This window comes from Rhizobium sp. BR 317 (assembly GCF_047445835.1).
In the GTDB taxonomy this organism is placed as follows: Bacteria; Pseudomonadota; Alphaproteobacteria; order Rhizobiales; family Rhizobiaceae; genus Rhizobium; species Rhizobium paranaense.
In genome coordinates this window covers 1-26,324 of sequence record NZ_JARWLB010000032.1, presented here as the reverse complement: position 1 = coordinate 26,324, position 26,324 = coordinate 1, and the positions used below count along the sequence as shown (strand labels likewise).

Here is a 26,324-nt window from a genome sequence, read left to right as displayed (position 1 = left end):
TGTAATATCCCTCCGTATGCGATACCCCAATGTGACTGTCGCGTGTCAGCGAGACGATGCTCGATTCTGCTGATTGCTTGCCTAATCCTGCCGATCGCTTGACGTTTCCAGGCGCACGGCAGCAAATGGTCTCATGACCGATCTTGCTCAACTCCAAGCCCTTGTTCTGCGCCATATCGGCGAGTCGCAACCCATTTTGCCGCGGGTCAGAATCAGCACCTTCGACCGACCCTCCGAGCCCGGATGGCTAGTCTACGATCCCGTAGTCTGCTTCGTGCTGCAAGGCTCCAAGCAGGTCTTCATCGGCGACCAGGTGCTAGATTATGGTGCTGGCGATTGCATGGTGGTTGCAGCCGAACTTGCTGCCATGGGGCAGATCAGCGAGGCTTCACCGGAGCGGCCCTATATTGCGCTCAACCTTTCCATCGATCCGGACGTCATTTCGGCGCTGCTCCAGGAGATGGGCGGCATGCCGGCACCACCACTGGATAAAGGGTTCGGATATAGCCCCGCTGGGCCGGCATTGATCGAGGCGTGGCGGCGCTTCGCGGAACTGCTCGACCATCCAGCTGAAATCCCGGTCATGGCGCATCACAGGGAGCATGAACTGATGTTCCGCCTCCTCATGGGGCCACAGGGCCCGCTCCTCAGGCAGATTGCCGGCACCAGCGGTCACCTGTCGCATGTCCGCAGATCCATGGCTTGGATTCGGAAGCGCTACACGGAGCATCTGAGCATTGAAGCTATGGCCATGGTGGCCGGCATGAGCGTGTCGGTGTTCCATCGCCGCTTCAAGGCGATCAGCGGATTGAGTCCGCTTCAGTACCAGAAGCAAATTCGACTGCATGAAGCACGTCGGCGCCTCATCGCCGATCGCTCGGAAGCCGCGAGCGTGGCGTACGCGGTTGGCTACGAGAGCGTTTCGCAGTTCAGTCGCGAATACAAGAGGCTGTTCGGCGCACCACCACGCAAGGACGCCGGGAAATTGCAGAATGCTGTCAATCTCGGACCTTAGGTATAGCGCGACGATCAGGTTAAGACGCGGTATTGCCTCATTTGTGAATGTTCCTGATCTTTTGGATCATTGCCTCACAAGATTGCTCCTTTCTGCTGCAAGCATTCGAGTCGCCGAGAGTTGACCTGTTTGAGAATTCGCGCCGAAGATCATGGCATGGGCTTTATTTCGACGCCATTCCTTCACGCCCCCTTGCAGCCGACTGGACGTCGGCCGCACGCCTGTGCGAGAGGCGTTCCTGCCTTCAGCGTGATGGCTTTGTGGATGTCAACGCGCGTCGCGGCACATTCGTCAGCAGGATCGACATTAGCGACCTGACGGCCATCTATGAAGCCCGGGCAAGGATCGAATCCTGGGCGACCCGATTAGCGGCAGAACGCATGCGAGCCGGAACGTCTGGAAGCCGGCAAGCTGATCGAAGCATTGAAAGCCCTGTCCCTGTCCTCGGACCTCGACGCCCTGCTCGCGCTCGACCGGCGCATTCACCGCTTCATCTATCGAAGCGCCAAGAACCGCTATCTCTTCGACACGCTCGACGATTACCACAATCTCTCACTGCGGACCCTTCACGTCGCAATGAGGTAATTTCCGGAACTCTCGCCAGAACACGACAAGCATGGCTGCCTAGAAGGGCATCGCCGGGGCAGACGGCCGAGCATGAGGATCTGCACCTGCACGAGGTTTGCCGCAGAAGCCCGTGTCGCCCATCGGAAAACCCTTATCGTCTTACTCCACACTTGCGGCAGGTGGTGAAGGCATCCTGCGGCCGCATCGGATCCACCACTGGGATCCAGCCGTGATCGCACGCCTCATCGTGCCGCGGCTCGACGGCGGAGTCGATTTTGCATTTGACGCTGCCATTGAGCGGATATGGGAGCGTTTTGATGAGCAACAACCTGGGCGGGTCGCACATGAAATAGGCGTAACGGCGCTGAACTCGGATACTACTCGTGGTGGTCCTTCGGTATATTTCTGCGATGCCGAAATTGAATGATGTGCGCCATATCGAACTCGGGATCGACGCCCAGAATACTCGACAAAGGCGACGGGGAACTTGGCAGAGGGTGTTGATAGCAGTCACGCTAATAAGCATCGAAAACTCCTTCGAACGTGCCGCCGATCATGGGAGCTCGGACAGACAAAGAGGGTTCGAGTTGGATCGGAACAGGAAATTACGGCCCAGGGCGACTTGGTAGCGCCTTCAGCTATAATCTGAAACAAGAGGGGCTCAGCGAGAAGACCCGCCGATCGCCAAGGCGCTTTGTGGGCTCAGACCACTGCGGTATTCGGGGGGTGCTGAATGTCTCGCGGGTCGGATGGAGAAGGCATCGGCTGTCGCGACGCGAAAAAGGGGTGCCCGTTCCTGGGTTGTGGCGCGAGATACAGCGAGCCGACAAAGCCATAAACAGCACAGGCGACGTGGCAGCATTTGTGGCGCTTGGTTGGCAGGTGCTTCTGCTTGCTTCCGATGTCGTGGTCGATGCCGGCGCAATCACCAACCCTGTCGGGCAAGGTGATCGAAATCACCATCCCGTACAGTTCATCATGCCCCGTACCCGACGGCACATCTGGGATGTTCACGGCGACGGCCAAAGTCGCCAGAAAGCCGACGACCATGAGGAGCATCTGGACGAAATTGATCCGCAGCTTCTTCATACGCACATTTTAGTAACGTTCGACTTTCCACTCCATTCGGCAAATAGGATCGATCCTGCGGGCTGAATGGAGTAGGCGCTACCCAAGATTCCTCGCCGTTAAGTCGGGCCATGTGCCGCCTTTCCTCTGGCGAGAGGATTCCAACTACGCGGGTTTTGAATGATTAAATTGAATCCGGTMGGGGTTTTGAACGTGTGATCTGTGCACTCAGTTGGTGACGGTGCCGTAAGCCGCGGTGGTCTATCTAGGCTTTGGCGGAGTGAGTATGGCAAGTCGGCTGGTGGCCCTCAGTTCCACCAGTGAATCAAGTTCTGCCTCCGACCTTTCGCAGCTTCTTCAGTTTGTAATTTGACGCGTCTTCCGGTTCCGAACTGTCGGATTTACGCGGTGCCCACCACGGCGCTGATTGGCAGCGGAAAGCACCCTCAACGCGTTTCGTTTGGTAGAGGTTGCTCCCCGACATTAAGCGGCAGCAATATCTCTGCGATCAGGTTACGGATCCAGCGATGAGCCGGGTTCCCGGTAGAGCGCTTGTGCCACACACCGACAATAAGCGCCGGCGGAAGCGGCATAGGCGGTGTATAAAGGGAGAGCCCGAAAAGATCGGCCAACCGCTCTGCCAGTTGGCGCGGGACGAGTGCAATATGATCGCTCTCGCTCACAGCCCGGCAGACGCCGAAGAAAACGGGAACCGTCATCACTACCTTCCGGGAGCGTCCGATCTTGGCCAATGCCGCATCACCCATGGCCTTCGTTTTTCCTTCGGGCGAGAAGAGGATATGTCCGAGATCGCAGAACAGATCGATGGGCAAGGTTTCGCCGAGCTTTATTCCGGCCGCTTCTATTGAGGCGTTTCCTCTGCGGGCGATAGTTGTGAAGGACGATCGGAATAGTGGACTTCGGTCGATCCAGTCTGGGAATTCTGCATCAGGAATGAGAGCCATGTCGGCTTCATACCGTTCAAGAGAGTCGATGTAGCTGTTTGGGACGAGGTCGACCAATTGTACCCGAATACCCGGTGCACGTTCGTGAATTTCTCGCGCCAGCCGTGGCATCAGCATCTCGGCAAAAAAATCGCTGCCTGCGAGCTTAAGAGTGATGCTGGCGCTCCTGGGATCAAAGGAGGTGGTACTCAACATCGCCTCCATTCTGTCGAGCGTCTCGCGAAGAGGCATGGCCAAACTTCTCGCATAATCCGTGGGACGCAGACCTTGGCCGTGACGAACGAACAACTGATCATCGAGCGCATAACGCAGTCTGGAAAGTGCGCCGGAAACGGCCGACTGCGATATTCCAAGCTTTTGGCCGGCCTTCACGGTCGACCCTTCCCGCAACAACGCGTCAAGTACCCGCATCAGATTGAGATCAAAGGTCGCAAAATTCATTTCACCGATAGCTTCTATATAATCAAACGATTTTTCCAATAATGGTCCAGATGCTAAGAACTGCAAGACGAAAGCGCTTTCGTTTCATTCGACAACGGAGGAAACGATGATTGACCTACTTGAATACCCCGATACGATTGAATGGCTCGGGGTTCATTACCGAACCATTCTTGCGACCACAGCAACCGGCGGGGCGATGTCCATCGTTGACAGCTTCTCGCCGGTCGGCAGTGGGCCGCCGCGACACATTCATGAAAGAGAGGAGGAAACCTTCATCCTTCTTTCCGGCTCTTGCGAATTTTGGATCGCGGGTGAGACATTTACCAAGAAGCCGGGCGAGACCGTCTTCGTGCCGCGCGGAACGGAGCATACCTTCAGGGTTGTTGGCGACCGACCTTCACGGCATCTCGTGATCCTGACGCCGGGCGGCTTCGAGGGCTTTTTCGCCGATATGGCTGCAGGCCAGTTCCAAATCCCGCAGGACATGGACCAGATCGCGAAATCTGCCGGCAGGTACAGCCTCCGCTTCACAGGACCGCCGCTTGGCGCAGCCTAGGGCGCTGCGGCCAGGGAGCTCAATCGCCCTGGCCTTTTACCAGGTGAGCTACCGGTTGGCCAAGATCGCAAGGATTTTGAATCAGAAAAGCGTGACGTTGATCCTTTCGTAATCAAGCATGAAACGCCGCTTCGATATTGCTGCAAATTTTGCCGGAACCAGCCGAGGCCGCAATCTTGCTGCAAATCATGCGAAGTCAACGTGACCATCGCTGGGGTGGAAAAGGGAATGCGAGCTCTTGAAGAGACTCGAACCACGGTAACTCTTACAGTTCCATGATTTAATCCGAAGAGCGGACGAAGCTCGGTTTTGTGCTTTTCGATGGTCAGCGATCACAGGCGCAGAAGGTGCTGCGTGCATAGCTGGCATAACATATTATCCGATGTCATATCATGGGCGCCACTAAGGCCGGTCGTCGATGGAGAGGCTGCCGTCTCGCGAGCTCGGGCAGTTTGACCCCAGTAGCCCCACCTTCTCGCCCGCGACGTTCAGATGGATAACGCACTCGCAACCGCTGCCAACGAAAATCCACCCAGCACCAGCGATGCCAGTTTGTACGTGTGACGACGCACACTGAACGGTAGGCTCGCCCCGAATGCGACCCATCCCAAACCGGCGACTGTCGAAAGAAGCGCATAGGTMAATACCCAAATCGCAAAATGAACCGCCTCTACAGGAATGAGAACGGTACCGACCAGGATCGCCTTCGGATTGACCAGTGTTGTCAGGAAGATTCGAATAAACGCCTCCCGCGCCGGCCGCGCGTCCGTGTGGAACAACATCCCCCAGAGCTTGAAAGCCGAGTAAAGCAGCCAGCCTGCTGCCGTCAGCTTTATCGTGGCAAAAGCCACAGCGCTCCCTCGAAGCGAATCCGCGACTGTCGCAAACACTGACACCGCGACGATATACCCCATCGCCTCTGCGAGGGGCATGATGGCCGCTCGTCGCAACCCGAGCGAGGCACCGCACGCAGCGAGGACCGTATTGGTCGGGCCCGGCGAGAGCAGAATGATGATGGACGTCAGAACAAACGATAGAGTGATCATAGGAGCGACTAACAGGATGAAACCCAAACTGTGTACAAGCTTTGCTCGCTATCACACTTGATACATATCAAGCACCGTTTCGCTGCGGACGCATAGTTCGTCCTTTCAATTTCTAACTCGTTTCAAGCAAAGACGCGCCCGACCTGGCCAAGCAGCTCGAAATAGACAGCAAGATGTTGCTCGGGCAGAACCTGAAGGATCGTCGTACAGGATCCCGTCGCTACGACGTCGTTTGGCTTGAGCCGCTTGCCGTTTGCCGCGAGCTGGGCGACCGAGCGGGTTGCCATGACCGACGCCGAGCAACAGGAAGGCCGTGAGGTCGCAGCGGTCGCCACGTCGGCGGCTTTTTTGACACATGGGTCGGATGGGCCGCAACGGTGCTTCATCACGCCTTCTGCGTGGCGCAGGCCTGCATCGGATTCGTAGCGAGCTACGGCTGGTTCGGTATCGCGCCATATCATGTCGTGGGGTCAAGCATCATCCTTGCGATGGTCGCACTGCACCTTTCCGCAGCGGCCTGGCACACGCTGATCGCCCGTGACGATGCGGTCGCCCAGATGGCGCGGGACCGAGAGCACGTAGGCCGAGCCGAGCGCTGCAACCGTCGAGCCGCGGTCCCATTTGCTGCAGATCCGCCGTCGCAGCCTGAACGTACAAGCCGACAGCAACGAAATGCCCACGACCCTGCCGAACGCTTTCTCGTCCTTGTGCCAGCGGTCAGCGCCCGGTGCATATTCGGTKACCAGAGCTTGCTGTAGCCGTTCCGATGCGAGCCTGCAAATGCCACAGCGATGCTCCGCACCGGCAAAAAAATAACATGGAAAAGTCTTGCTCCGTCGAGCAAGACTCTTTGCTTCTGCTTAACGGGATCATGCTGGTGTCAGTATAGGCGCCCACTTCGTGGTCGATGTCATTGACCACAAGTGGGATAACCAGGTCTTCACGGGCGACGGCGATCTGGGGCGCATGAGCCGCCGTCATCATCATCGAAGCTGTTCTTTTATCGGCCTCACCGAATCAACGCATGTGACTCCTGATTTAACTGGATGAGATAGATTTTGAGTTCCTTCTCTAAATTGACGCAGATTTCCTCGTATTCTCGTAAATCGTCAGTGATCAATGCCACCGGTAACCGATCCCGATGCATCACCGCGGAGGCATCGTTCTTGTATAAATCCCGGAACCAAGGAGCATTGGCGGGATGCGAGCGAAGGCCCGGGCGTCTTGTCGCAAGCAAAGCCCAGGCATATCTGAAAGGATTGATATGTGCGTTCTTCATGCTCGTGATCGTAGATCAGCACAGCCCAATATTGCAGTTGGCCAATTGGCGTCATTCGTAAGCCGATGGAACTACCCACTCTCTTTAGTGTTCACCCGAACGATGAGCGATGCCAGCTCGCCATTATGGTTTCCGAAGGAGCTCTGAGAGGACTGGCGCCAGATTGCGACATCACCAGTTTAAATAAGCCAAAACCGCATGCATTGGGACTGCTGCCTACGGGATTCTCGTCGCTTGGACCGCCTTCTTTTTCGGAGGTGGAGAATGGCTTGTGTAAGATATAGTGCGGTGCAGTAAGGAAAATGCTGATCAGTCATAGAGGTCAGCACTGAGGATGCAGTGACCTATTGCGTCGTCGTTCTTGCCGGACTGGGTAAACGCGTGTTGCGAAGGATTTGGCGGAGTTGCTCATTTGGAACATGACAAACACGACACTCGACATTAGGTACGAGAGCCAAATCGTCCTATGCGTCTGCTGAGGACTTCAAGTTGGCGTTCGCCGCACCCGCGGTTAGGTCATTCATGAGGAGCGCAGCAAAGCCTCGATTTCGACTCGTGATGGCATCGCGGGGGCGGTGCCCGGTCGCGTTACAGCGATGGCCGCAGTCGCGCAGCCGTATCGAACGGCCTCGACTGGTGCCCGTCCTTCTGATGTCGCCGTCGCGAAGCCGCCCAGAAAGGCGTCCCCGGCCCCAGTTGTGTCGATCGCAATGCCCGCCGAAAATGCAGGTACGAATTCACTGTGCCCCGCCGTGTGATAGAGTGCGCCTCGTGCGCCGAGCGTGATAATAGCCGCCCGCGCTCCACGCTTCAACAGGATGTCGGCCGCCGCACGCGCCTGTTCATCGGTTTCGATCGCGTGGCCTACAAGTTCGGCGGCTTCCACTTCGTTCGGTACGATGAAATCGCATAAGCCATAAATACTGTCCGGAATGGCGTGGGCGGGTGCTGGGTTGAAAATCGTCGTCGCCCCTGCTTTTTTTGCTATCGACAGCGCGTGCATGGCCGCCTCGAGTGGCTGCTCGAGCTGCGTCATGAAAATCGCGGCGCGTTCGATCTCTGACCGGTTGGCATCGACATCTTCGATACCGATAAGACCTGCCGCACCTGGCACGACGATGATGGCATTGTCGCCGCTCACTTCATCGACGAAGATGAAGGCGGCGCCTGTGGAGGCGCCTTCCATCTTCATTACATTGGCCTTAACACCTGCTGCTGCGTAGGCCGCAATGGCCATTTCGCCGAACGGGTCGTTTCCGACCCGCGAAATGAACGTCACTTTGCCACCAGCCCTGGCTGCGGCAATCGCCTGATTGGAGCCCTTGCCTCCTGGCCCGAGTGTGAAACCCGATCCCATCAGCGTCTCGGCAATGTAGGGCAGACGCTTGGCCTTATACGCAGTGTCCGCGGCAAAAATACCCAGAATGACGATTCCGCTTTTTTCGCTCATCTGACGACCTCCTCCACTGAAATGACGCCTTTAGTCAGAAGGAAGCATCCGTAGAACCGCAGCTCGCCCGTAGCAATGACGCAATAGGCTTTCTTAGCGATGTCGTAAAATGCCATCCGTTCGATAGGATACATTGGCGAAGGTTTACCTTCCGCGCGGTCGACAATAGCCTGGACCTCCTGTTGAATAGGCGGAATTTCCGCCGGCTTGCCTATCACTTCCATGCGCCCTACCGATGGCTGGATCGGTGTATCCAGCGGAAAGACTGAAAGGATCGCATCGACCGCTTGCGACGCGGGAATGTTTTCCATGGTTAGCAGTTTACCCAGCCGGGTGTGGCTGGCTATCGATTCCGATGGAAAATTCATGTCTGAAATGACGAGATAGTCGCCGTGTCCCATGTTGCAAAGCACTTGAAGAATGTCGCCGTTAAGTTCGACCCGAATTCCCTTAAGCATTGATCTTTCATCCTTTTCAGGTAGCCGAAGAACCGGCGCTGCGCTTCAATTTATGTCACCCGCAATAACCTTTAGTTGCGGGCACGGGCCGCTTGAACCGCGTACCACCAGCGATCCATCAACCATTTCGTCTTCCGTGCCCGGCGGCTCCTCCAGGAGAAGACTGACCGCGCGCCGTGCAAGCGTGTCGGCCGGCTGGCGTATGGTTGTCAGCCGCGGCACGACAAGATTGGCGAGCGAGATATCGTCGAAACCCGTAACAGAGAGCTTTCGCGGCACGTCGATCTTCAGGTCTCGGGCAGCGCGTAGCGCGCCGATAGCCTGCTGATCGCTGGCAGCCGCAATCGCCGTGGGGCGGTCCTGGGGCGGGCGCGAAAGCAACTCGCGGGCTATTCTCTCACCGGAATCGTAATCGAATTTGCCATGGGCGATTTCCAGTTCGACGGACTCGCCAACCTTACCAAAGCCGGCGATTCTGGTGACGAAGCCCTCCTTGCGCATGCGTCCGGCCTCAGTGTCGGTTGGCCCGGCGATATAGGCGATGCGGCGGTGACCGAGCCTATAGAGATGGTCCGCGATCAGCGCAGCCGCTTGCGCATGGTTGGTCGACACCAAAGGAAAGGTGCCAAACCGCCGGTCCAGCGATATGACCGGGACCGGTGCTTCAAAGTGGAGGCCCGGGCTGTCGCTTGAAGCCACCACGATGATGCCGCGCACCGATCGGTCGAGAAACGCCGTTACGTGGCTCTGTTCCGCCTCGCGATCGTCATGCGAGCTTGCCAGCATAAGGCTATGCCCGCATTCGAGCGATGCACGCTCTACGCTTGCCGCAAGCTGCGCGAAGAAGGGATTGGTGATGTCGGGAACAATGAGACCGATGACATCAGTTCTGCTGGTACGCAGAGCTCTCGCCGTGACATTCGGCCGGTACCCTAGCGCATTAACGGCGTCGTTGACCTTTTCGCGCAGGATGGATTTGACCGCGGTTTCGCCAGACAGCACGCGCGAAACGGTGCCCACGGAGACGCCCGCATAGACGGCGACATCCTTGACGGTGGGCATCTTTGACATTTCCGACGGTCCCGGAGCTACTTCACCGCGCCGGCGGTCATTCCGGCGATGATGTGCTTTTCCAGCACGACGCCGACAAAGACCAGCGGAACAATGCCGGCGGTGGAAAGGGCGGCCATCGACCACCAGTTGATGCCCTGACTGCCTGTTTGGCTGGCGATCATCACCGGCAAGGTATTAGTATTGGTGGAGGTCAGTAGTGCTGCGAAGAAATATTCGTTCCAGCACAGGATCAACGCCAGGAGGAAGGCGGCCACCATGCCCGGCAGGACGAGTGGCACGATAATGCGGGCAAACGCACCCCATATCGATAGGCCATCAACAAGCGCAGCTTCCTCGAGCTCGACAGGCACAGTGGCGAATTGGTCGCGCATGATCCACACGACGATCGGAAGGACCATCAGAGTATAGACGGCGATCATACCTGCATAGGTGTCAAGCAGCGCCAGCTCCTTATAGAGAACCAGAAAGGGAAGTGCCAAAACGACCGGTGGCATGATGAGCTGCGACAGGAAGAAAAAAGAAATATCGGAGTTTCGCATATATCCGAACTTATAGGAAAAGCGGCTGAGGCCGTAAGCGGCGAGCGATCCGAGCACTACCGCGAGAGCTGATGCCGTCACCGAAATGACGACGCTGTTCCACAGCCTGCGCATAAACTCGTCACGCACCGTCGATATTTGGAAAATCGTATCAGGGGAAAGCCCTAACGAACGCCAGCCGAGCCAGCTGGGACTAAAATTGAACCAAGGCACAAGATTGCCCCTCATGACGTCCGCTGCAGTCTTGAACGAGGTCGAAACCGTCCAGAACAACGGGAAGATGCAGACAAACGCCCAGATGACGAGGAGGCCGTAGACGACGAAACGCATGGCCCACCACCGAATGCGTTGGCCGCGTGCGTATTTTTCGAAATCGATCGAAACCATCAGAGCCTTCCTGTCATACGCTTCACGACACGGTCTGAAATCTTCATCAGCAGCGTCATGCCGAAAACGATGATCACGAGATAGACAAGCGCGAGCAGGGTTCCATATCCGACATTTGAACGGTCGCGATATTCGCGATAGATGAAGCTGGTAACGGAATCAGTCGCCCCGCCGGGACCGCCGGCCGTTACCGTGATAATGATGTCGGCGAGTTTCAGCTTGAAGATTATGCGGATCATCACCGTCGTGACGGAAACCGGCAGCATCAGCGGGAAAATGACCTGCCAGAAGCGTTGCCACTTTGTGGCGCCATCAACTTCGGCCGCCTCCAGCACTTCCTTCGATAGGGCCTGCAATCCGGCGAGCAGCATGATCATCATGAAGGGAATGAAGGTCCAGGCATCCATGATGATGATCGATAGCCTCGCCGTCAGCGGATCGCCGAAAAAGGAGGGATTTTCCCAGCCAAGCCAGCGGGCAAAACGCGCAACCGGACCAAAGCGGGTCTCCAGCATCGACTTGCCGACCATCCAGCTCACGGCAACCGGCGACAGCATCAACGGCACCAGGAAGGTTACGCGCCAGAACTTGCGGGCGACGATTTCCTGGTTGAGAAGCAGCGCCAAGCCGAACGCGATCGCGTATTCGACCGCAATCGCCAGGCAATAAAGGATCATGTTGAGCAGCGCGTTGGCATAGAACGGATCCGAGATCATCCGGCGCACATTGTCGAGCCCGTTGAAGCGCCGCCCGGCAGACGAGGCAAGGTTCCAGTCTGAAAAGCCGATCCAGAGCGCGAAGAGCAGCGGGAAGACCACCATTGACACGACGAAAAGCGCGGCCGGCAGCACAAAAAGCGCCTTCTTGCCTGTCTCACCATAAATGACGACGCGAGTAACGCAGAGAACTGCTGCCCAGAGAAAATAGGCATAAAGAACCGGGCGCCAATTCTCGAAGCCCCAACTGGTCCAGCCCAATTCGTGGAAAGCCTGCAATACAAACGATGCTATGAACCATATGGCGCTGAGCCACAGAGCCGTGCGGCCCCAGAAACGACGGCTCGCGGAAATGAAACCGGCTTCGACCGTATGAAGCAGATCGCCTTGGACTGTAGACATGATATTCCTCGCAGAATAGGCGCCGGCGGAGCCGCTTCCGGCCCGTCGGCGTTTTCTTCAACCGGTCACAGCCCCAGGCTTGTCCGATAGAGTTTCAGCTGGTTATCGCGGCCGATCTGGTCGGTGATCTTTTCCCACGCGGCGGCAATCGCATCAGCGGTTTCCTGGGCCGACTTGTACTTTCCGGCATAACCTTTGGCCAGCTCGTCCTCGGCAACAGAATAATATTGGAAGATGCCGGGGATGCGCGGTTCGATGGCGGCGTTCGGATGGTTGTAGCTGTCGGCGTTCGAACCCAGATAGTCCTGGATATAGGCTCGGTCGTAGCCTGCTTTTTCCCATTCATCATAGTTGAAATTGGACTGACGGTAGGGCTGGAAGCCAGACGGATAAGCCGAAGTCCACAGGGACAAATCCTTCCCACCGAGATGGGCCGCAGCTGACCAGGCCGCCTTGCGCTTCTTTTCGTCGCTGGAGACTCGCTTGGTGACATAGATGCCCCAGCCGAGGTAGGCCATATTCGGCGCTTCGTTATATTTGTTTTCCCACTGCCCGCTCTTGCGGTTATAGACACGATCCGAACCGCGGTTAATGCCGAAGCCGACTACGTCACCTACGACGGAGGTGTCCGAAGTGCGTGCGCTTGACCCAACGTCGCCCCACCACATCAGCATTGAGCCAGTACCTGCCAGGAACTGCGAGAAGGCCGTGGTGCCGGGGTCCGCATTGATCTGATCAGCCGGATAGGCTTTTGCCGCGATCAGATCCAAGACATCCTGGATCGCTTGGACCCATCCGGGGTTGTTGACCAGCGGCTTCATGTTTTCCGGATCGAACAGCCAGGCTGGGTCGCCCGGATATTTGGTGTAGGCCGTCGCGCGGTTCTCGATGAAGTAGAAGCCGAAGCCGCCCCAGCCCTTGAGTGGGTCGAGATAGCCATAAGCCGGCTGGCCCGTCAGCGGGTCCTTCTTGCCGATCAGCTTTTTGGAAACTTCATTGATTTCCTGCCAGGTCTTCGGCGGCTTGGCCATGCCGCTGATCGAGCCTTCACCGAAATAATCTTTACGATAGGCGAAGGTGTGGCAATCGCCGTCGATGGTCACTCGATAGGTTTTGCCACCCCAAGTGCCGACCGGTGGCTTCAGATAACTCACCAAGTCGTCGGACTCGATCTGCTTTCCAACCCAATCTGGCATTTCGTCCAAAAGCCCGCGGCCTGCCGTGTCGCCTTCGAAGGGCGCGCCCATTTCGAGTATGTCGAAGTCGACTGTGCCGGTCGCAATCGACTGCTGAAGGCGGGCATTGTAGTCGGCCTGGGCAAGATCGATCCAATTGATCTTGGCGCCCGTATAGGCCTCCCACGGCTTCAGGAAGCCGCGGAATAGGAAGTTGTGGAGGTTCTGGTTGTTGAGACCCATAAAGGTTAGCTCGACACCGGCAAACTCGCCCTGCTTGACATTGGTCTTGGTCGGGCCGAGACAGAGTTGCCCCACCTTCTGCCAATCTGCATCCGTTGGGGAACCCTTGCCAACACCCGGAATTTGCAGGATCTGAGCGCGCACATCATCGGCCGCGAAAGCCATGCCAGGAATTCCGGCCAATGCGCTCKACACGCCGAGTAGAGCCGCGGCGCTGGCGGTTCCGCGCAAGACGTCGCGGCGGCTTGCCTGATGGCGCATCAGTGCATCATATATTTCCACTTTCATGTCATCCTCCACGTTTATTTGCACTGCCGCCTGATCGGTCTTTGCCGATCGGGCTCCGCCAGTTTTTAAGACTGGCCTCAAGCAGAACTATCTGGTAAGCAAGAAATGAAACGTTTCATATCCTGATTTTGAAAACCGCTCCTCTCAGTCTCCTCGTTGAGGATGAGACGGCGGCCGTAAAAAGTCAATACGAAATGAAACGTTTCACGGAGGAGGTTGCCAGTGCTTTTGAAGCAGAGAAGTCGGGTTGTTTTGCCCGGCTAGATGCACGAAAAATGCACGGCAAGAACAGTGCATAGTCCCGCGACCGCCCGCACAAGAGGTGGTCGCCGGACAAGCAAGTGGGAGCGAGATGGCTGAGGTAGTTATTTCAGGAGCGCAGAAAGCTTACGGCGGCTTAAATGTCCTGCATGGTGTCGACATAGAAATTCGCGACGGCGAGTTTGTGGTGCTCGTCGGTCCGTCTGGTTGCGGCAAATCGACTTTGTTGCGCATGGTCGCAGGGCTCGAAAGCATCACCGGCGGCACCATTTCGATCGGGGCAAGGATCGTCAACAATCTACCGCCGAAGGACCGTGATATCGCGATGGTCTTCCAGAGCTATGCGCTCTATCCGCATAGGACGGTTGCCGAAAACATGGTTTTCGCGCTGCGCCTACAAAGGCAGCCAGCCGACGTCATTAAACAGCGCCTGCAGGCGGCGGCCGAAACACTCGACCTCGTGCCCTATCTGGACCGTTATCCGCGTCAGCTTTCGGGTGGCCAGCGGCAGCGCGTGGCGATGGGCAGAGCGATCGTCAGGTCGCCGCAAGTGTTCCTGTTCGATGAGCCGCTGTCGAATCTCGACGCGAAGCTGCGCGTACAGATGCGCAAGGAGATCAAGGAACTACATCAGCGGCTGAAGACCACCACCATCTATGTCACCCACGACCAAGTCGAAGCGATGACGATGGCCGACAAGATCGTGGTGATGCAGCGCGGCAATGTCGAGCAGATCGGCACACCTCTGGAACTTTACGATCGGCCTGGTAACACGTTCGTCGCAACCTTCATCGGCTCGCCATCGATGAATCTCCTGAAAGGTCGATACAAGGCTGATGGCGCAATCTTCGTCACCGAGACCGGCGATGAGATCGCGCTCGGTTTCACCCCGGACGCCTCCGACGGCCAATCAGTGCTCCTGGGCGTGCGGCCTGAACACTTGTCACTCAATGAGAGCGGCCTGAGGGCGTCTGTCAACGTCACCGAACCTACCGGCCATGAGACGATGGTTTTCTTGCGCTACGGACCTGGCGAGCTTGTCGCAGTGTTTTCCGAACGCCACGATTTTGAACCAGGCCAAGTTGTGACGATAGCGCCCCGCCCAGGCAAGCTTCATCTTTTTGATGCGACATCGGGCAAGACGCTGCGGCCGAGTTGAGCCCAGGACTTTCCGGGCAGCCCGGCAAGCTATCGTCGGCGTCACATAGATTTGCCGCGGGTCCTTTTTGGGGACTGACTTAGCAGGCTTGATCAATTGGCTCTGGGACCGGGCATCGTAAGGTCGGCGCCGTTTTCTCGTTGGGGTCGCGCGATCGGCGAGCTTGGCGCGTTGCCGACCACCTTGCTTCATTGAAACCATTCTCCTCTTTGCGGGTTACAGCTATCGGCAGCTAACGTGATCCAAGTGCTCATCAGGTGTCGTATGATTACGCGGCGAATACTTTTGGCGATGATTGCGGCCATTCCCGCTCTAAAGTATGAGGTTGCCCTCGGAACCAAAACTAGTCGCGAGACCATTGTCCAACTGTAATACCCGCCGCCCGGGCCGCTACACGAGAGCGGCGGGTGCGAGGCGACCCGGCAGTCCGTCGCCTTTAGAAGCTGCTTAGCGATGTCCTTGTCGAGTGCGGCCGCCGCCTAGACTTTGAACTTCGCTGATTTCAACATCCATATCGCCGAGCATGTTTCTGGACACGCTGTGTGTCGCCATCGACCGCCGGCACCCGGCACCCGGCACAGGAAATCTTGGACTAATTGCCATGACTATGGACTATTGTTCTTCTTTAGCTTTCATGAAAACCGCGGCCTCGACATCACAGACACGCAAGCTGTCGCGGAGAGTGCTTTCAAGGTCGGACGATTGCTGCAGTAACTGCAAGAGCTGAAAGCAATCCTGAAGGAACCGGGTGTAGCCCACATTGCTATCGAGATAACCGATCCGGCTCCTGATTACGCTGTCGAGGACGACGCATTTATCGGGAGCAAGGAAACGAGCGACCTTTGAAGCGAACGAAAACCCAAGATGCGGCAGCCTACTTAGCTCGCCGATTGCGAGCGTTACGTCACCGCCTTCGATTGCCTTGGTCGCTGATGCAAGCGATTGCGCAATTCTTGCCCCTCCGGCGACTTCAATTCGGCTGAAGTTTCGCTGGCCCCGTCCCAATTTACAGACTGCCTCGATGAAAGCCAGGGAATCAGCAACCGGAAAATTTCCCGCAATTAGTTTCGTCGCGCGCTGCTCGACCTTGTCGCTACCTTTATAGCGGTCTCGATGCCGCTCCAAAAGTTTTGGCACCTCACAGGGCGCAAGGCTCATCCGAATGAACGAGAGCTGCCCATCAAGCCGCACAACTGGCATGGTCATTAGCACCAGAACAAAACTCAAATTGGCCCGACGGCCAGTTTACCGCGCCCGGAAATGCGCCTGTAAGTAAGAACACCAGCTCACACACCTCCAAGATCGTATCCCGACAGGACTGCATCGCTACGGATAAGCGTTTACCTCGTGCGAAAGCGCCGGTCACTCAGAGACGTTAATTCACCACGAGGACTTAGACGTGTGAATTAGGGGCCGAGGTAATATTTACAACCCTGCGCTTTTAATTGAGAGATCGTGATTGGAAATCTGCCGTCGTCCAAGCGCATGCTTCGTATCCGAAGCAAACTTCGTGATTGATCCAGTTCGGGAGCCGACGGGTTCGCCGCGCGAAGGCTTTGGGAACCTTTTCGGTGCAACCTCCTCTGGAGCGGCTCGTTTCGCCTTCCACATCCGGCACGACCGGCAACAATGTCTCGTCTTACGCAACCGCGTTCGAGCCCCGATCGACCTTTTGCGCTCGGTGTAAACCTGCTGCGGCAGGCAAAACCTGTGCTCGGGAAGGCGGTTCAGGTTGCACTTGAGAGTTCAGATTTGCTCTACATGGGCCGGCCCCGGGATGGACGGAGGGGCGGCCAACCTGATGCTCCCATCAAGAGAGTTTTCCCCTGTTTAGGTAAGGAGTTCAATTACATCACAATATTCGTTGAAACGAATATATCGAATGGTATTATACAATGGTAGGCACTTCTTTCCACCTACGTGGCTGCTTCTGCAGCCTGACCGGGCCGCCATGTCACACCGAAGGTGGCCCAATTTCTTCATCAAATTCGCCATGAGAAATTGCCAGCGCAGTTTTGGCTCGTCAGCGCAGTGGACCAATTCCTTGTCTGATGGCAGCGGCCATTGGCGACGGTCTCTCGATGCGCAAGAAAGACGGCGTGTTGGTCGACATCAATCCGACGGCGCCCAGGATAATCCGTGGAATGCGTTCCAGACGCTAGCAGCTCGCCTTCGCGACCATGGGGATCAAACACTTGTCGGCGATCGCAGATCTCGCAAGTAAAAGTGTGTTGAGGCGAACTGCTGGCCCCTGGTCCCATTCGCGGAAACCATGGACAGATATCTGACCGCTATCGAGCGCAAACTTGCACCGATCACTACTGGACCCATCTCAACGAGAGAGAGTCACGAGGGAAGCAGAAAGCGTCGGCTTGCGTGGAACTTTTGCCGGCGCACAACATTGAACGGACGCCGCAAGCCTTTGGAGCAGCATGTCTACACAGCAAGCTCTTGCCTTCGGCGTTATCGGTCTCGTGATGATCGTCTTCATCTGGGATCGATTCCGCTATGACATAGTGGCCTGCTGCGCGCTGATCCTGTCGGTTGCGCTCGGAATTGGTCCCTTCGATAAAGCCTTTTCCGGTTTCAGCGACGACATCGTCATCATCGTTGGCAGAGCACTGGTGGTCAGCGCCGGCATGGCTCGCTCAGGTATCGTAGATTCCGCCATCAAGTGCTTTTTTTCCGCGCCTTGAATCGCTTCACATGCAACTGGCGCTCCTGCTGATCGTCGTCGCCCTGCTCTCCGCATTCATCAAGAATATCGGCGCATTGGCGATCATGATGCCGGTCGCTTTCCAGTTTTCCAGGAAGATCGGTATTTCGCCGTCCCGCTATCTGATGCCGATGAGTTTCGCCGCGCTGATCGGCGGATTGATGACGCAGATCGGCACTTCGCCCAACATCGTCGTCTCGCGACTGCGGCAGGAAATAACCGGCACATCGTTCAGCATGTTCGACTTCACGCCCGTCGGTGCGATGCTGAACACTGGTCGGCGTTGCCTTCCTGATCTTCTTCCATTGGCTCGTACCGGAGCGCACTCGACTCCGGTGTTATACTGTTTTTCAAAAACAGTATAACGGTCGAGAGGATGGGTCGCAAGATAGGACGGAGGTCCAGGAAGCGGTGGGTGAACCCACAAGGGCCGATCGAAGCTTTGACGGCAGAAACCCCAAGGCTCTGACAAATATGTGACGTCTGGCCCGCTACGAAAAGGGCCCGTTCAAAGAGTGGGATAAGGTCGGTGGTTCACTCTCTGCCGACTGCGCCATAAGGCGAAAAGGGCTAAGCCTGCTGAAGGGGATCGCGGCGACCCTATAGTAAATACCCCTTGATCTAGGACAAAGCGCTTGTCGGCTCCGGTGTCGATGAGTTCGCGCTTGGTCATATGTTAGTTCTCGTGGTTGCTGTCCCATGGAAAGGCCTTCGGCGCCAAAAAATACCTCCGATTCAAAGACATGATAGGACTCGGAAAGCGAGCGGTGGACAGGCGCCAAGCTATTGACTTTAGATTCTTTTTGACTCGGAACAATAAGTGGAGTGATTCTGTTGACTCGCATTGGTTGCTGGAGGAGTGCGAGTAAAATGGTAGCGCCGAGGGCAAATTGGAAAGGGTACATAAAGTTCGGTGAAGTGGCGTTTCCGGTCGCCCTTTATACTGCCGCATCCTCGTCCGAACGGATCGCCTTCAATACGCTGAATCGGAAGACGGGCAATCGCGTCCGGCGTGAATTCGTCGACAGCGAAACCGGTGATCCGGTCGAGCGCGAGGATCAGGTTAAGGGTTTCGAGATCGAAGATGGGCGGTATGTGGTCCTTGAAGCGGAAGAAGTCGCCGCCGCCGTTCCCGAAAGCGACAAGACGCTGAAGATCGAGGCTTTCATTCCTTGCGACAAAGTCGACGACGTCTATTTCGACAAGCCTTACTACTTTGCCCCCGACAAGATGGGCAGCGATGCGTTCAAGCTGCTACGCGATGGCATGAAAAAATCCAACGTCGCCGCGATCGCCCGGACGGTCCTCTTCCGCCGTTTGCGTACGCTCCTGATCCGTCCGCACGGCAAAGGATTGGTCGGTTCCACCTTGAACTTCGACTACGAGGTCCGCTCGTCCGAAAAGGCCTTCGACGAAATGCCCGATCTGAAGATCGAGGGCGAGATGCTGGAGCTTGCCAAGCACATCCTCAGCACTAAGAAGGGCATCTTCGATCCGAAGCAGTTCGATGACCGCTATGAAGAGGCTGTCGCCGAACTGGTGAAGGCCAAGATCGAGGGCCGCACACTGCCGAAGAAGAAGGCGCCCCCGGCTTCGAAGCCGAGCGACCTGCTGCAGGCGCTGCGCGAGAGCGCCGGCATGTCCGCACCCGCAAAGACAAAGCCCACGGCCGCCAATGTCAATGCCGGCAAGAGCAGACAAAAGACCGCGCGGGCAACTGCATCGAAACCGCGCAGCTCCGGCGGCCAGCACCGGCGCGCCGGGTAATAGGAGGATGCCATGGCGATCCGTCCCTACTGGAAAGGTTATCTGAAACTCTCGCTCGTCACCTGCCCGGTGCAGATGATGCCAGCCACCTCCGAAAACGAGAAGGTCCGCTTTCACACGCTAAACAGGCAGACGCAGAACCGCGTCGTCAGCCACTATGTCGATTCCGTCACCGGCAAGGAGGTCAAGGAGCAGGACGAAGTCAAAGGCTACCAGCGCGGGGAAAATGAATATGTGATCCTCGAAGACGAGGAGTTGGAGAACGTCGCGCTCGAAAGCACCAAGACGATCGACATCGAGATCTTCGCGCCGCGCGACAGCGTCGAATGGATCTGGCTCGATACCCCGTATTATCTTTCGCCAGACGATCCGGTCGGCCTGGAGGCGTTTTCGGTCATTCGCGACGCGATGGCGGCCGAGAACATGGTTGGCATTTCTCGGCTGGTCATTTCCCGCCGCGAACGGGCCGTCATGCTGGAGCCGCGCGGCAAGGGTATCGTGCTCTGGACGCTGCGTTACGGCGACGAAGTACGGGATGCGAACACGTATTTCGAGCAGGTGGACGATGAACCTGCCGATAGTCAGATGATGCCGCTCGTGCTGCAATTGATCAAGAAACAGACTCAGCCCTGGAGCCCGAAAATGGCCTCGGACCCGGTTCAGGATAAGCTGCTCGACATTATCGCGGCCAAGAAGAAGCAGATGAAGAAGCCGGTCAAGTCGAAGCCCAAGGGCAAGGAAAAGGCTGAACCGGAACCGAGCAATGTCATCAATATCATGGATGCTCTGCGCAAATCCGTAGACGCTGAAAACCGCTCCGGCAGGCACTGAAGCAATGATCCGACCGCGCCTGCCTTCCGCCGCCCTTCTGCGTGACGCGAATTCGACAATTCAGTCGCGGCCAATCCGGCGGCGCGACCCCGATCAACCAAGCCTGCCCTTTGATCCGATGCCTTCGCGCGTGGAGCCCTGCCTGGCGCTGCTAAAGCCAACCGTGCCGCAAGGCCCGGATTGGCTTTACGAGGTGAAGTGGGATGGTTACCGGTTGGCGATCCACATCGAACCGAAGAGTATTCGGATCCTCACGCGTGGCGGCCATGACTGGACGCACCGCTTTCCAGCAATCGCAGCCGCGGCAAGAGACCTCGGGCTTACAACGGCTATTCTCGACGGAGAGGCCGTTGTCCTTGACGAACAAGGCCGGTCGGATTTCGGTGCCCTGCAGCACTCGCTCGGCGGCCGCGGCGGCAAACGCATCTCGACCGAGTCGATCCTCTACGCCTTTGACTTGCTTTATCTGGATGGTCACGACCTCACCCTCACCGAACTCTCGCTGCGCCGTCACCTGCTTGAAGGTTTGATACCGGAGAACGCCGATGGTGCCCTGCGGCTTTCGGAGGAACTACAGTTCGATGGCGAGGCACTACTGGACTACGCATGTCACCATGGTTTGGAGGGCGTCATCGCCAAGCATCGCGATCGGCCCTACCGCAGCGGCCGCCTCGGCGACTGGCTGAAGATCAAATGCGTTCAGAGCGAAAGCTTCATGATCGTCGGTTACGAGCAGTCCGCCACCACGCGCGGGGGTCTCGGAAGTCTTTTGCTTGCCGGACGGAAAGCTCACGACTGGATCTACGTCGGATCCGTCGGAACGGGCTTTAATCGGAAAGAAGCCGAAGAGCTGCGCAGGACGTTGGATAGGCTCAAGACGAACAAGCCAGTCGTGCCGGTGAAAGGCAAACGCCTGGTCTTCGCGCAACCGACATTGATTGCCGAGATCGAGTTTCGTGGCTGGACGAATGAGGGGAACCTGCGTCATCCGTCCTACAAGGGCCTGCGTGAGGTTCAGGACAATGCCGCCGTCTTCAATATGACGAATGCGCCGTCTACGGCAAAATGACGTTCTGAAATTCGTCCCCAGCTATGATGGGCGTGCGTACGATCCGTTCACGGTCCGTCGCTTTTGGGTGATACAGAAGTCCCCGCATCACGATCTGCAACCGCGCGCCGATAGATCGCCACAGAGCGCGCGTGCGGCAAGTCCGTGGTTGCGAGGAGGCATCGAGAAGGTCGCCCGGCATCCCGGGCGACCCCGTGACACTATCTTGATACAGTTGTCCTCGGCTTGGCGCGTCCGAACAGGCCGCGTGCGCTCTCGACCATCAGTTTGAGGTGAGCGGGATCATGGACACCCTGCCGATAGAGCTCAATCACGATGGCTCCGATGCGCTCGGCCTCTTCGCAGTCCTTGGCCATCCCGATCTCCCTTAGCAGTTCGTCGAAGACGACCTGGCAGACAGCGAGGTCGCGGGCATCGAGGAAAACCGCCTTTTGAATGTCGATCGTTTTCATTTCGAGGTCTCTGACTGAGAGGTGCCGCCCGAGAGCGAGCGGCACTCACTGTCCTTAGGCAACCTGTTTTTCGGCTTCGATCTGAAGCGGCGTTGCCTGCGGCTGGCTGCCGATCTCGATCTTGCGCGGCTTCATAGCGTCCGGGATTTCGCGCTTTAGATCGATGCTCAGAAGGCCGTTCGTCAACGCGGCATTCTCAACTCTGACATGGTCGGCCAGTTCGAACCGGCGCTCGAAAGCGCGCCCGGCAATGCCCCTGTGCAGATATTCGCCGTCTTTCTGTTCGGCCTTTTGACCCTTCACGATAAGCACGTTTCGCTCCTGCGTGATGTCTAGGTCGGCATCTGCGAACCCAGCGACAGCCATCTGGATGCGATAGTCATCCTCACCCGTCTTGATGATGTCGTAAGGCGGCCAGGTCTCGACGGCCTGCAGGCGCTGGGCACTGTTGAGGAGATTGAACACCCGGTCAAAGCCAATGCTGGACCGATAGAGCGGTGCGAAGTCGAAGTCGTTTCTCATAACCAAATCCTCCGTAAAGCGAGATGGAAAGGAGACGCGTCGGAAACCTGCGTCTCCGGCTTTCCGGCCCCCACCTGGGCTGCCGGTAGTATCGATTTGGTTTGTGCTTTTTTCAGATTCAAGACGGTCCTCGAAAATTTTTTATCACCGGATTGCCGGACTGATGCACGTCCCTTTTCGCCATTCGATTGTGGGCCCGCTTGTCTAGCAGACCCCTCTCAACTGACGGTTTTTCATTACGAAAGCGGCAGCCTCGCCGGCACTTAATCTAAGCGATGATGATGTGAACGTGGGGCCACAGCGGAAACGACGCGCCATCTTCGTAGCGTTCGGCCATCGAGCTTCTAAGGCATCCAGGAACGACGCCGCAGTCTTCGACATGGGCGAGAAGCCGAGCGGAACATTGTGACCGACGACTAGTTTCCTGAGAACCCATCCCAATCGCTTAGGAGATGTCCCGTGGACCATTGACCGCACTGCTCGCCGTGTTGGCCCTCGCCGGCTACCAGAACCACGATAAGATAGCGGAAGTTTTAAAGGGAATTGGACAGCGCGCACAAAGCGGCCAGACCGGCGCAGAAGGAAAGCTGTCTGGCACTGGCGGGATTGGCGACCTGCTCGGCAATCTCGCGCGMGGCGGAGGGCTCGGCGATCTTTTTGGCAGCAGTGCGGCCGGAGGCATCCTGAGCGGCTCGGAGGTCTTCTGGAGCAGTTCCAACGCAACGGTCAGGGCGACAAAGTCGAATCCTGGGTMAGCACAGGCGACAACAAGCCGATAAATCATCAGGAGCTGAGCCAGGCACTCGGCGACGAAACTCTCAACGAGCTTGCAGCCAAGACCGGCCTCTCGCGGCAGGAAATTCTGAGCCGATTGTCTCGGGATCTTCCGCAGGCGGTGAACGAATTGACCCCGAACGGCAACGTGCCGACGGAAAAGCAGGCTGATGCATGGACCTCAGCGCAACCTTCGTCCGACCCCAATCCAGGCGGCACCTTCGCCTGACGTTTGTAGCAAAGGTGAGCGGCCGACCCCGTCGCGAGTGCTCGCGCGCCGTTCCGCAAGGCACGTTGAAAATTACGCTGCCGGTCTTGATTTGCCGAGACGCTTAATGGCCTGTTCGAGCGGCCGCTCGCCATCACAATAGTCCTTCCAGGCCGAGCTTTTGGCAAGAAGCGTCGGCACCGTGCGGATGGTGAAGCGCTTTGGATCGAGATCGGATTTCACTTGCGCCCAGGTTAGCGGCATCGACACGGTGGCACCGGCCCGGGCGCGCGGCGACAAGGGCGCAACAGCGGTCGACATGCGATCGTTGCGCAGATAGTCGAGGAAGATGCGGCCGCCTCTCAGACTCTTCGTCATCTTGATGAGATAAAGATCGGGATTGTCCCGTGCCATCTGCTGACAGACATCGTGGGCAAACCCCTTTGCTTCAGCCCAGGAGAGCGGCTTGCGCTTATTGACGCTCAGCGGGGTGACGACATGCAGGCCCTTGCCACCCGTCGTTTTGCAGAAGCTGATCAGTCCCAATTCGTCCAGTCGGTCGCGCATTTCGCGGGCAGTGGCAACTACCGTCGAGAATGGCACGTCCGGACCCGGATCAAGATCGAAAACAAGGCGGCCGGGCACTTCTGGCTGACCGGGTTCGCAGTTCCAGGGATGGAGCTCGACGGCGGCGACCTGCGCAACAGCAGCAAGCCCCTCGATTCGATCGATCTGTAGATAGGGCTTCTTGTCGCCGAACACCTCGACCAGATCGAGCAAGTTCGATTGCCCCGGCATTGCATGGCGCTGAAAGAATTGCTCCCCGGCAATTCCATCCGGCGCTCGGATGATGGAGCATGGCCTGCCCCTGATATGCTCGATCATCCACGATCCCACCGCCTCATAATATCGCCCAAGGTCCTCCTTACTGACGGGTTTATCATCGTTGGCGTCAGGCCATAGTGGCTTATCCGGATTGGAGATCAGCACGCCCATGACGTCGGCCTTCGCCCCTTTCCGTCGCGCCGGCTTTGCCTTGGCATGCGGAGCCGGTTCTGGAACGTCTGCCTCCGCGGGGGGCGCCGGCCGTTCGGCCTCGACTTCTTTGGCCGGCTTGTCTTCGCGCAGCCCTTTGAACGCTGCCTGGCGAACGAGACCGTCGGTCGTCCACCCCGCGAACTCGATTTCGGCGACGAGCTCTGGCTTCAGCCAGACGACTTCGGGTTCTTTCTTCGGCGCCCCGATGCCGGTGAACGGCGATTTCGGGGCCTCCAGCGCCTTCAGCTTCGGCAGTAGCGTTTCGACTTTCTTTACGCCGTAGCCAGTTCCGACGCGGCCGACGTAGACGAAGCGGTCGCCACGATAAACACCCGCCAATAAGGACCGGAATTTGCCGTTGGTCTTAGCATAAGCGCCGATCACCACCTCATGGCCGGCACGGCATTTTGACTTCGCCCAGGTGTCCGTGCGGCCAGACTGATATAGCGCATTCGCCTTCTTGGAGATGATGCCTTCGAGCGAGAGTTTGCAGGCGGACCGCAAGACAGCATCGCCGCCGGTCTCATAATGTTCGACGAACCGGATTCGCAGATCGCCGCCTGCTTTGATGAGCAGCTCCTGCAATCGCGCCTTGCGCTCAATAAGAGGCCGGGAACGTAGATTCCCGCTGCCGTCATAAAGCAGATCAAAGGCAAAGTAGACGAGACTTCCGGTCTTCCCCTCCGAGAGGGCCGCCTGCAGGCAGGCGAAATCCGGCGCACCATGATCGTCGAGCGCGCAGATCTCACCGTCGATGATGCAGTCCGGCAGCGTCGACGCTGCTTCGGCAATCTCGGGATATTTGCCGGTCCAGTCGAGCCCTTTTCTGGTCTTCAGCGTAACGTCGCCATCGAGCACACGCATCTGGATGCGGTACCCGTCGAACTTGATCTCATGGATCCAGCCCGAGCCGGGCGGCGGACGCTGCTGGGTTTCGCAAAGCTGCGGCGCAATGAAATCCGGAATGTGGACAGGCGTGACCGTGTTGGCCTTTTTGCCGCTCCTCGCTTCCGATCTCCGCTTTTCGGCGGCAAGGCCATGATTGCTGTCCCACACCGCGTCGGCCTCGATAGTTCTGCCTTCGACCATGAACGGTCGCGGCTTTCGGCCCTTGCCCGCGGCGATCATCTCCATCGTTCGTCCCGACGCCACCGAGGTGGCATTCTCCTCTAAGATCTCGGCGCCATCCTCCTCGACGGAAAATTCATCGTGGTGCTTGATCAACAGCCAGTTGGTGCGTTTGCCGCGATCACGATCGTTGCGCATCCGCACGAGCACGAAACTTCCATGCAGACGTTTGCCCTCCAGAGTGAACTTGAAGTCGCCTTTGACCAGCGCCTGTTCTGGGCTCTTTCTCGCTCCAGGCTCCCAATAGCCGCGGTCCCAGAGCATCACTGTGCCGCCACCATATTGACCTTTCGGGATGGTGCCTTCAAAGTCGCCGTAGTCGAGTGGATGGTCCTCAACCTCGACCGCCAGCCGCTTGTCGTGCGGATCGAGGGATGGTCCTTTAGTGACGGCCCAGCTTTTGAACACGCCATCGAGCTCGAGCCGCAGATCGTAGTGCAGGCGTGTGGCGTCATGCTTCTGAATAACGAAGCGCCGGCGGTTAGGCACTGTTGATAAATTATCGCACCGGTGGTGGGATGATTGGGCTGATTGTGTAGTTCCAATCGCCATGGAATTGATGACGGTTGATGTTGATCGCATCCATCTCGGCATCGCTGACCTTGATGCCGGCGGGGTAGATATTGGTGTCGATCTCGGACTTGACTGTGAGACCGGCTTTGGTCGTGGTTGCGGCAATCAGTTGGACAATGGTCTGGTAGCTGACAAGCGGTTTGCCACGCCAGTTCTT

General features: G+C 57.4%; 25 protein-coding genes and 4 pseudogenes. 12 read left to right on the top strand and 17 right to left on the bottom strand.

Translation table 11 applies throughout. The features are described 5' to 3' along the window. Positions 1-133: 133 nt before the first annotated feature. The 3 genes from QD357_RS29785 to QD357_RS29775 all read left to right on the top strand — a co-directional run bounded on the left by QD357_RS29785 (position 134) and on the right by QD357_RS29775 (position 2,009). Positions 134-1,015, top strand: coding sequence for an AraC family transcriptional regulator (locus QD357_RS29785; protein WP_414125688.1), 882 nt, complete (start codon positions 134-136; stop codon positions 1,013-1,015). Between the two features lie 423 nt (positions 1,016-1,438). Beyond that, positions 1,439-1,600 carry an FCD domain-containing protein gene (locus tag QD357_RS29780; protein ID WP_414125687.1) on the top strand — a complete coding sequence of 54 codons (162 nt, stop codon included), beginning with the start codon at positions 1,439-1,441 and terminating at the stop codon, positions 1,598-1,600. 211 nt (positions 1,601-1,811) lie between these two features. Continuing rightward, positions 1,812-2,009 (top strand): hypothetical protein, encoded by a 198-nt coding sequence (locus QD357_RS29775; protein ID WP_183940961.1) that lies wholly within the window; start codon positions 1,812-1,814, stop codon positions 2,007-2,009. A 275-nt stretch (positions 2,010-2,284) separates the two neighbouring features. Here QD357_RS29775 and QD357_RS29770 read toward each other — a convergent pair whose 3' ends face one another. Both QD357_RS29770 and QD357_RS29765 read right to left on the bottom strand, forming a co-directional pair. Further along, positions 2,285-2,671 carry a hypothetical protein gene (locus QD357_RS29770; protein WP_414125686.1) on the bottom strand — a complete coding sequence of 129 codons (387 nt, stop codon included), beginning with the start codon at positions 2,669-2,671 and terminating at the stop codon, positions 2,285-2,287. A 425-nt stretch (positions 2,672-3,096) separates the two neighbouring features. Beyond that, entirely contained in the window at positions 3,097-4,122 is a 1,026-nt protein-coding gene (locus QD357_RS29765; RefSeq protein ID WP_414125685.1) for a LysR family transcriptional regulator, read from the bottom strand. Positions 4,123-4,162: 40 nt separating this feature from the next. Here QD357_RS29765 and QD357_RS29760 point away from each other — a divergent pair, with 40 nt between their 5' ends. Further along, positions 4,163-4,612 (top strand): cupin domain-containing protein, encoded by a 450-nt coding sequence (locus tag QD357_RS29760; protein ID WP_414125684.1) that lies wholly within the window; start codon positions 4,163-4,165, stop codon positions 4,610-4,612. A 488-nt stretch (positions 4,613-5,100) separates the two neighbouring features. Here the strand turns inward: QD357_RS29760 and QD357_RS29755 are convergent, their stop codons facing one another. Both QD357_RS29755 and QD357_RS29750 read right to left on the bottom strand, forming a co-directional pair. Next, positions 5,101-5,544, bottom strand: a complete 444-nt coding sequence (locus tag QD357_RS29755; protein ID WP_414125683.1) for a threonine transporter — start codon at positions 5,542-5,544, stop codon at positions 5,101-5,103. A gap of 236 nt (positions 5,545-5,780) precedes the next feature. Beyond that, positions 5,781-5,945 carry a hypothetical protein gene (locus tag QD357_RS29750; RefSeq protein ID WP_183940953.1) on the bottom strand — a complete coding sequence of 55 codons (165 nt, stop codon included), beginning with the start codon at positions 5,943-5,945 and terminating at the stop codon, positions 5,781-5,783. 66 nt (positions 5,946-6,011) lie between these two features. On the opposite strand from QD357_RS29750, the pseudogene QD357_RS29745 reads away from it, so the two are divergent. After that, positions 6,012-6,230 (top strand): annotated as a pseudogene (locus QD357_RS29745) (hypothetical protein); the annotation flags it as partial. On the opposite strand, the pseudogene QD357_RS29740 reads toward QD357_RS29745, so the two are convergent. From QD357_RS29740 to QD357_RS29705, 8 genes and pseudogenes are all read right to left on the bottom strand, one after another. Beyond that, a pseudogene (locus tag QD357_RS29740) lies at positions 6,222-6,466 on the bottom strand (alpha-ketoglutarate-dependent dioxygenase AlkB); the annotation flags it as partial. The pseudogenes QD357_RS29745 and QD357_RS29740 overlap by 9 nt on opposite strands. A gap of 201 nt (positions 6,467-6,667) precedes the next feature. Beyond that, positions 6,668-6,937, bottom strand: a complete 270-nt coding sequence (locus QD357_RS29735) for a hypothetical protein (RefSeq protein WP_183940949.1) — start codon at positions 6,935-6,937, stop codon at positions 6,668-6,670. A gap of 520 nt (positions 6,938-7,457) precedes the next feature. Continuing rightward, positions 7,458-8,387 (bottom strand): ribokinase, encoded by a 930-nt coding sequence (rbsK, locus tag QD357_RS29730; RefSeq protein ID WP_183940947.1) that lies wholly within the window; start codon positions 8,385-8,387, stop codon positions 7,458-7,460. Next, on the bottom strand, positions 8,384-8,845 hold the full coding sequence (locus QD357_RS29725) for an RbsD/FucU family protein (RefSeq protein WP_414125682.1): 462 nt from the start codon (positions 8,843-8,845) through the stop codon (positions 8,384-8,386). The genes rbsK and QD357_RS29725 overlap by 4 nt, the downstream gene beginning before the upstream one ends. A 45-nt stretch (positions 8,846-8,890) precedes the next feature. Next, a complete protein-coding gene (locus tag QD357_RS29720) occupies positions 8,891-9,916 on the bottom strand; it encodes a LacI family DNA-binding transcriptional regulator (protein ID WP_183940943.1) in 1,026 nt (341 codons plus the stop codon). 17 nt (positions 9,917-9,933) lie between these two features. Next, on the bottom strand, positions 9,934-10,845 hold the full coding sequence (locus QD357_RS29715; RefSeq protein WP_183940941.1) for a carbohydrate ABC transporter permease: 912 nt from the start codon (positions 10,843-10,845) through the stop codon (positions 9,934-9,936). Continuing rightward, positions 10,845-11,963, bottom strand: coding sequence for a carbohydrate ABC transporter permease (locus tag QD357_RS29710; RefSeq protein WP_183940939.1), 1,119 nt, complete (start codon positions 11,961-11,963; stop codon positions 10,845-10,847). Before QD357_RS29710 ends, QD357_RS29715 begins: the two co-directional genes overlap by 1 nt. Before the next feature lie 65 nt (positions 11,964-12,028). Beyond that, positions 12,029-13,669, bottom strand: coding sequence for an extracellular solute-binding protein (locus QD357_RS29705; RefSeq protein ID WP_414125681.1), 1,641 nt, complete (start codon positions 13,667-13,669; stop codon positions 12,029-12,031). A gap of 352 nt (positions 13,670-14,021) precedes the next feature. Here QD357_RS29705 and QD357_RS29700 point away from each other — a divergent pair, with 352 nt between their 5' ends. Next, a complete protein-coding gene (locus QD357_RS29700) occupies positions 14,022-15,089 on the top strand; it encodes an ABC transporter ATP-binding protein (protein ID WP_414125680.1) in 1,068 nt (355 codons plus the stop codon). 612 nt (positions 15,090-15,701) lie between these two features. Here QD357_RS29700 and QD357_RS29695 read toward each other — a convergent pair. Then, the gene (locus tag QD357_RS29695; protein WP_414125679.1) at positions 15,702-16,316 is read right to left on the bottom strand and encodes a hypothetical protein; all 615 of its coding nucleotides are present in this window, start codon (positions 16,314-16,316) and stop codon (positions 15,702-15,704) included. 1,205 nt (positions 16,317-17,521) lie between these two features. On the opposite strand from QD357_RS29695, the pseudogene QD357_RS29690 reads away from it, so the two are divergent. The 4 genes and pseudogenes from QD357_RS29690 to ligD (QD357_RS29675) form a co-directional block, all read left to right on the top strand. Further along, positions 17,522-18,132 (top strand): annotated as a pseudogene (locus QD357_RS29690) (SLC13 family permease); the annotation flags it as partial. Between the two features lie 543 nt (positions 18,133-18,675). Further along, positions 18,676-19,572, top strand: a complete 897-nt coding sequence (locus tag QD357_RS29685) for a Ku protein (protein WP_183940933.1) — start codon at positions 18,676-18,678, stop codon at positions 19,570-19,572. Positions 19,573-19,584: 12 nt separating this feature from the next. Next, positions 19,585-20,403 (top strand): Ku protein, encoded by an 819-nt coding sequence (locus QD357_RS29680; RefSeq protein WP_414125678.1) that lies wholly within the window; start codon positions 19,585-19,587, stop codon positions 20,401-20,403. A 4-nt stretch (positions 20,404-20,407) separates the two neighbouring features. Further along, complete coding sequence (gene ligD / locus QD357_RS29675) at positions 20,408-21,472, top strand: non-homologous end-joining DNA ligase (RefSeq protein WP_414125677.1); 1,065 nt, start codon at positions 20,408-20,410, stop codon at positions 21,470-21,472. 200 nt (positions 21,473-21,672) lie between these two features. Here the strand turns inward: ligD (QD357_RS29675) and QD357_RS29670 are convergent, their stop codons facing one another. Both QD357_RS29670 and QD357_RS29665 read right to left on the bottom strand, forming a co-directional pair. After that, complete coding sequence (locus tag QD357_RS29670; protein WP_414125676.1) at positions 21,673-21,924, bottom strand: hypothetical protein; 252 nt, start codon at positions 21,922-21,924, stop codon at positions 21,673-21,675. 54 nt (positions 21,925-21,978) lie between these two features. Next, positions 21,979-22,446 carry an Hsp20 family protein gene (locus QD357_RS29665; RefSeq protein ID WP_414125675.1) on the bottom strand — a complete coding sequence of 156 codons (468 nt, stop codon included), beginning with the start codon at positions 22,444-22,446 and terminating at the stop codon, positions 21,979-21,981. 467 nt (positions 22,447-22,913) lie between these two features. On the opposite strand from QD357_RS29665, the gene QD357_RS29660 reads away from it, so the two are divergent. Continuing rightward, positions 22,914-23,225, top strand: a complete 312-nt coding sequence (locus tag QD357_RS29660; RefSeq protein WP_414125674.1) for a hypothetical protein — start codon at positions 22,914-22,916, stop codon at positions 23,223-23,225. Continuing rightward, positions 23,150-23,449 carry a YidB family protein gene (locus tag QD357_RS29655; RefSeq protein ID WP_414125701.1) on the top strand — a complete coding sequence of 100 codons (300 nt, stop codon included), beginning with the start codon at positions 23,150-23,152 and terminating at the stop codon, positions 23,447-23,449. Before QD357_RS29660 ends, QD357_RS29655 begins: the two co-directional genes overlap by 76 nt. 72 nt (positions 23,450-23,521) lie before the next feature. On the opposite strand, the pseudogene ligD (QD357_RS29650) reads toward QD357_RS29655, so the two are convergent. Further along, positions 23,522-26,077: pseudogene (gene ligD / locus QD357_RS29650) on the bottom strand (DNA ligase D); the annotation flags it as partial. Between the two features lie 16 nt (positions 26,078-26,093). Next, a partial coding sequence (locus QD357_RS29645; RefSeq protein ID WP_414124880.1) for an ISAzo13-like element transposase-related protein occupies positions 26,094-26,324 on the bottom strand: 231 nt, incomplete at its 5' end.

Excerpts from the sequence above, each read along its gene's own strand:
- QD357_RS29735 (WP_183940949.1), bottom strand. The coding sequence starts at position 6,937 with ATGAAGAACGCACATATCAATCCTTTCAGATATGCCTGGGCTTTGCTT.
- QD357_RS29750 (WP_183940953.1), bottom strand. The coding sequence starts at position 5,945 with ATGGCAACCCGCTCGGTCGCCCAGCTCGCGGCAAACGGCAAGCGGCTC.
- ligD (WP_414125677.1), top strand. The coding sequence starts at position 20,408 with ATGATCCGACCGCGCCTGCCTTCCGCCGCCCTTCTGCGTGACGCGAAT.
- QD357_RS29700 (WP_414125680.1), top strand. The coding sequence starts at position 14,022 with ATGGCTGAGGTAGTTATTTCAGGAGCGCAGAAAGCTTACGGCGGCTTA.
- QD357_RS29770 (WP_414125686.1), bottom strand. The coding sequence starts at position 2,671 with ATGAAGAAGCTGCGGATCAATTTCGTCCAGATGCTCCTCATGGTCGTC.
- rbsK (WP_183940947.1), bottom strand. The coding sequence starts at position 8,387 with ATGAGCGAAAAAAGCGGAATCGTCATTCTGGGTATTTTTGCCGCGGAC.
- QD357_RS29785 (WP_414125688.1), top strand. The coding sequence starts at position 134 with ATGACCGATCTTGCTCAACTCCAAGCCCTTGTTCTGCGCCATATCGGC.
- QD357_RS29715 (WP_183940941.1), bottom strand. The coding sequence starts at position 10,845 with ATGGTTTCGATCGATTTCGAAAAATACGCACGCGGCCAACGCATTCGG.
- QD357_RS29710 (WP_183940939.1), bottom strand. The coding sequence starts at position 11,963 with ATGTCTACAGTCCAAGGCGATCTGCTTCATACGGTCGAAGCCGGTTTC.
- QD357_RS29720 (WP_183940943.1), bottom strand. The coding sequence starts at position 9,916 with ATGTCAAAGATGCCCACCGTCAAGGATGTCGCCGTCTATGCGGGCGTC.
- QD357_RS29725 (WP_414125682.1), bottom strand. The coding sequence starts at position 8,845 with ATGCTTAAGGGAATTCGGGTCGAACTTAACGGCGACATTCTTCAAGTG.
- QD357_RS29670 (WP_414125676.1), bottom strand. The coding sequence starts at position 21,924 with ATGAAAACGATCGACATTCAAAAGGCGGTTTTCCTCGATGCCCGCGAC.
- QD357_RS29760 (WP_414125684.1), top strand. The coding sequence starts at position 4,163 with ATGATTGACCTACTTGAATACCCCGATACGATTGAATGGCTCGGGGTT.
- QD357_RS29680 (WP_414125678.1), top strand. The coding sequence starts at position 19,585 with ATGGCGATCCGTCCCTACTGGAAAGGTTATCTGAAACTCTCGCTCGTC.
- QD357_RS29665 (WP_414125675.1), bottom strand. The coding sequence starts at position 22,446 with ATGAGAAACGACTTCGACTTCGCACCGCTCTATCGGTCCAGCATTGGC.
- QD357_RS29685 (WP_183940933.1), top strand. The coding sequence starts at position 18,676 with ATGGTAGCGCCGAGGGCAAATTGGAAAGGGTACATAAAGTTCGGTGAA.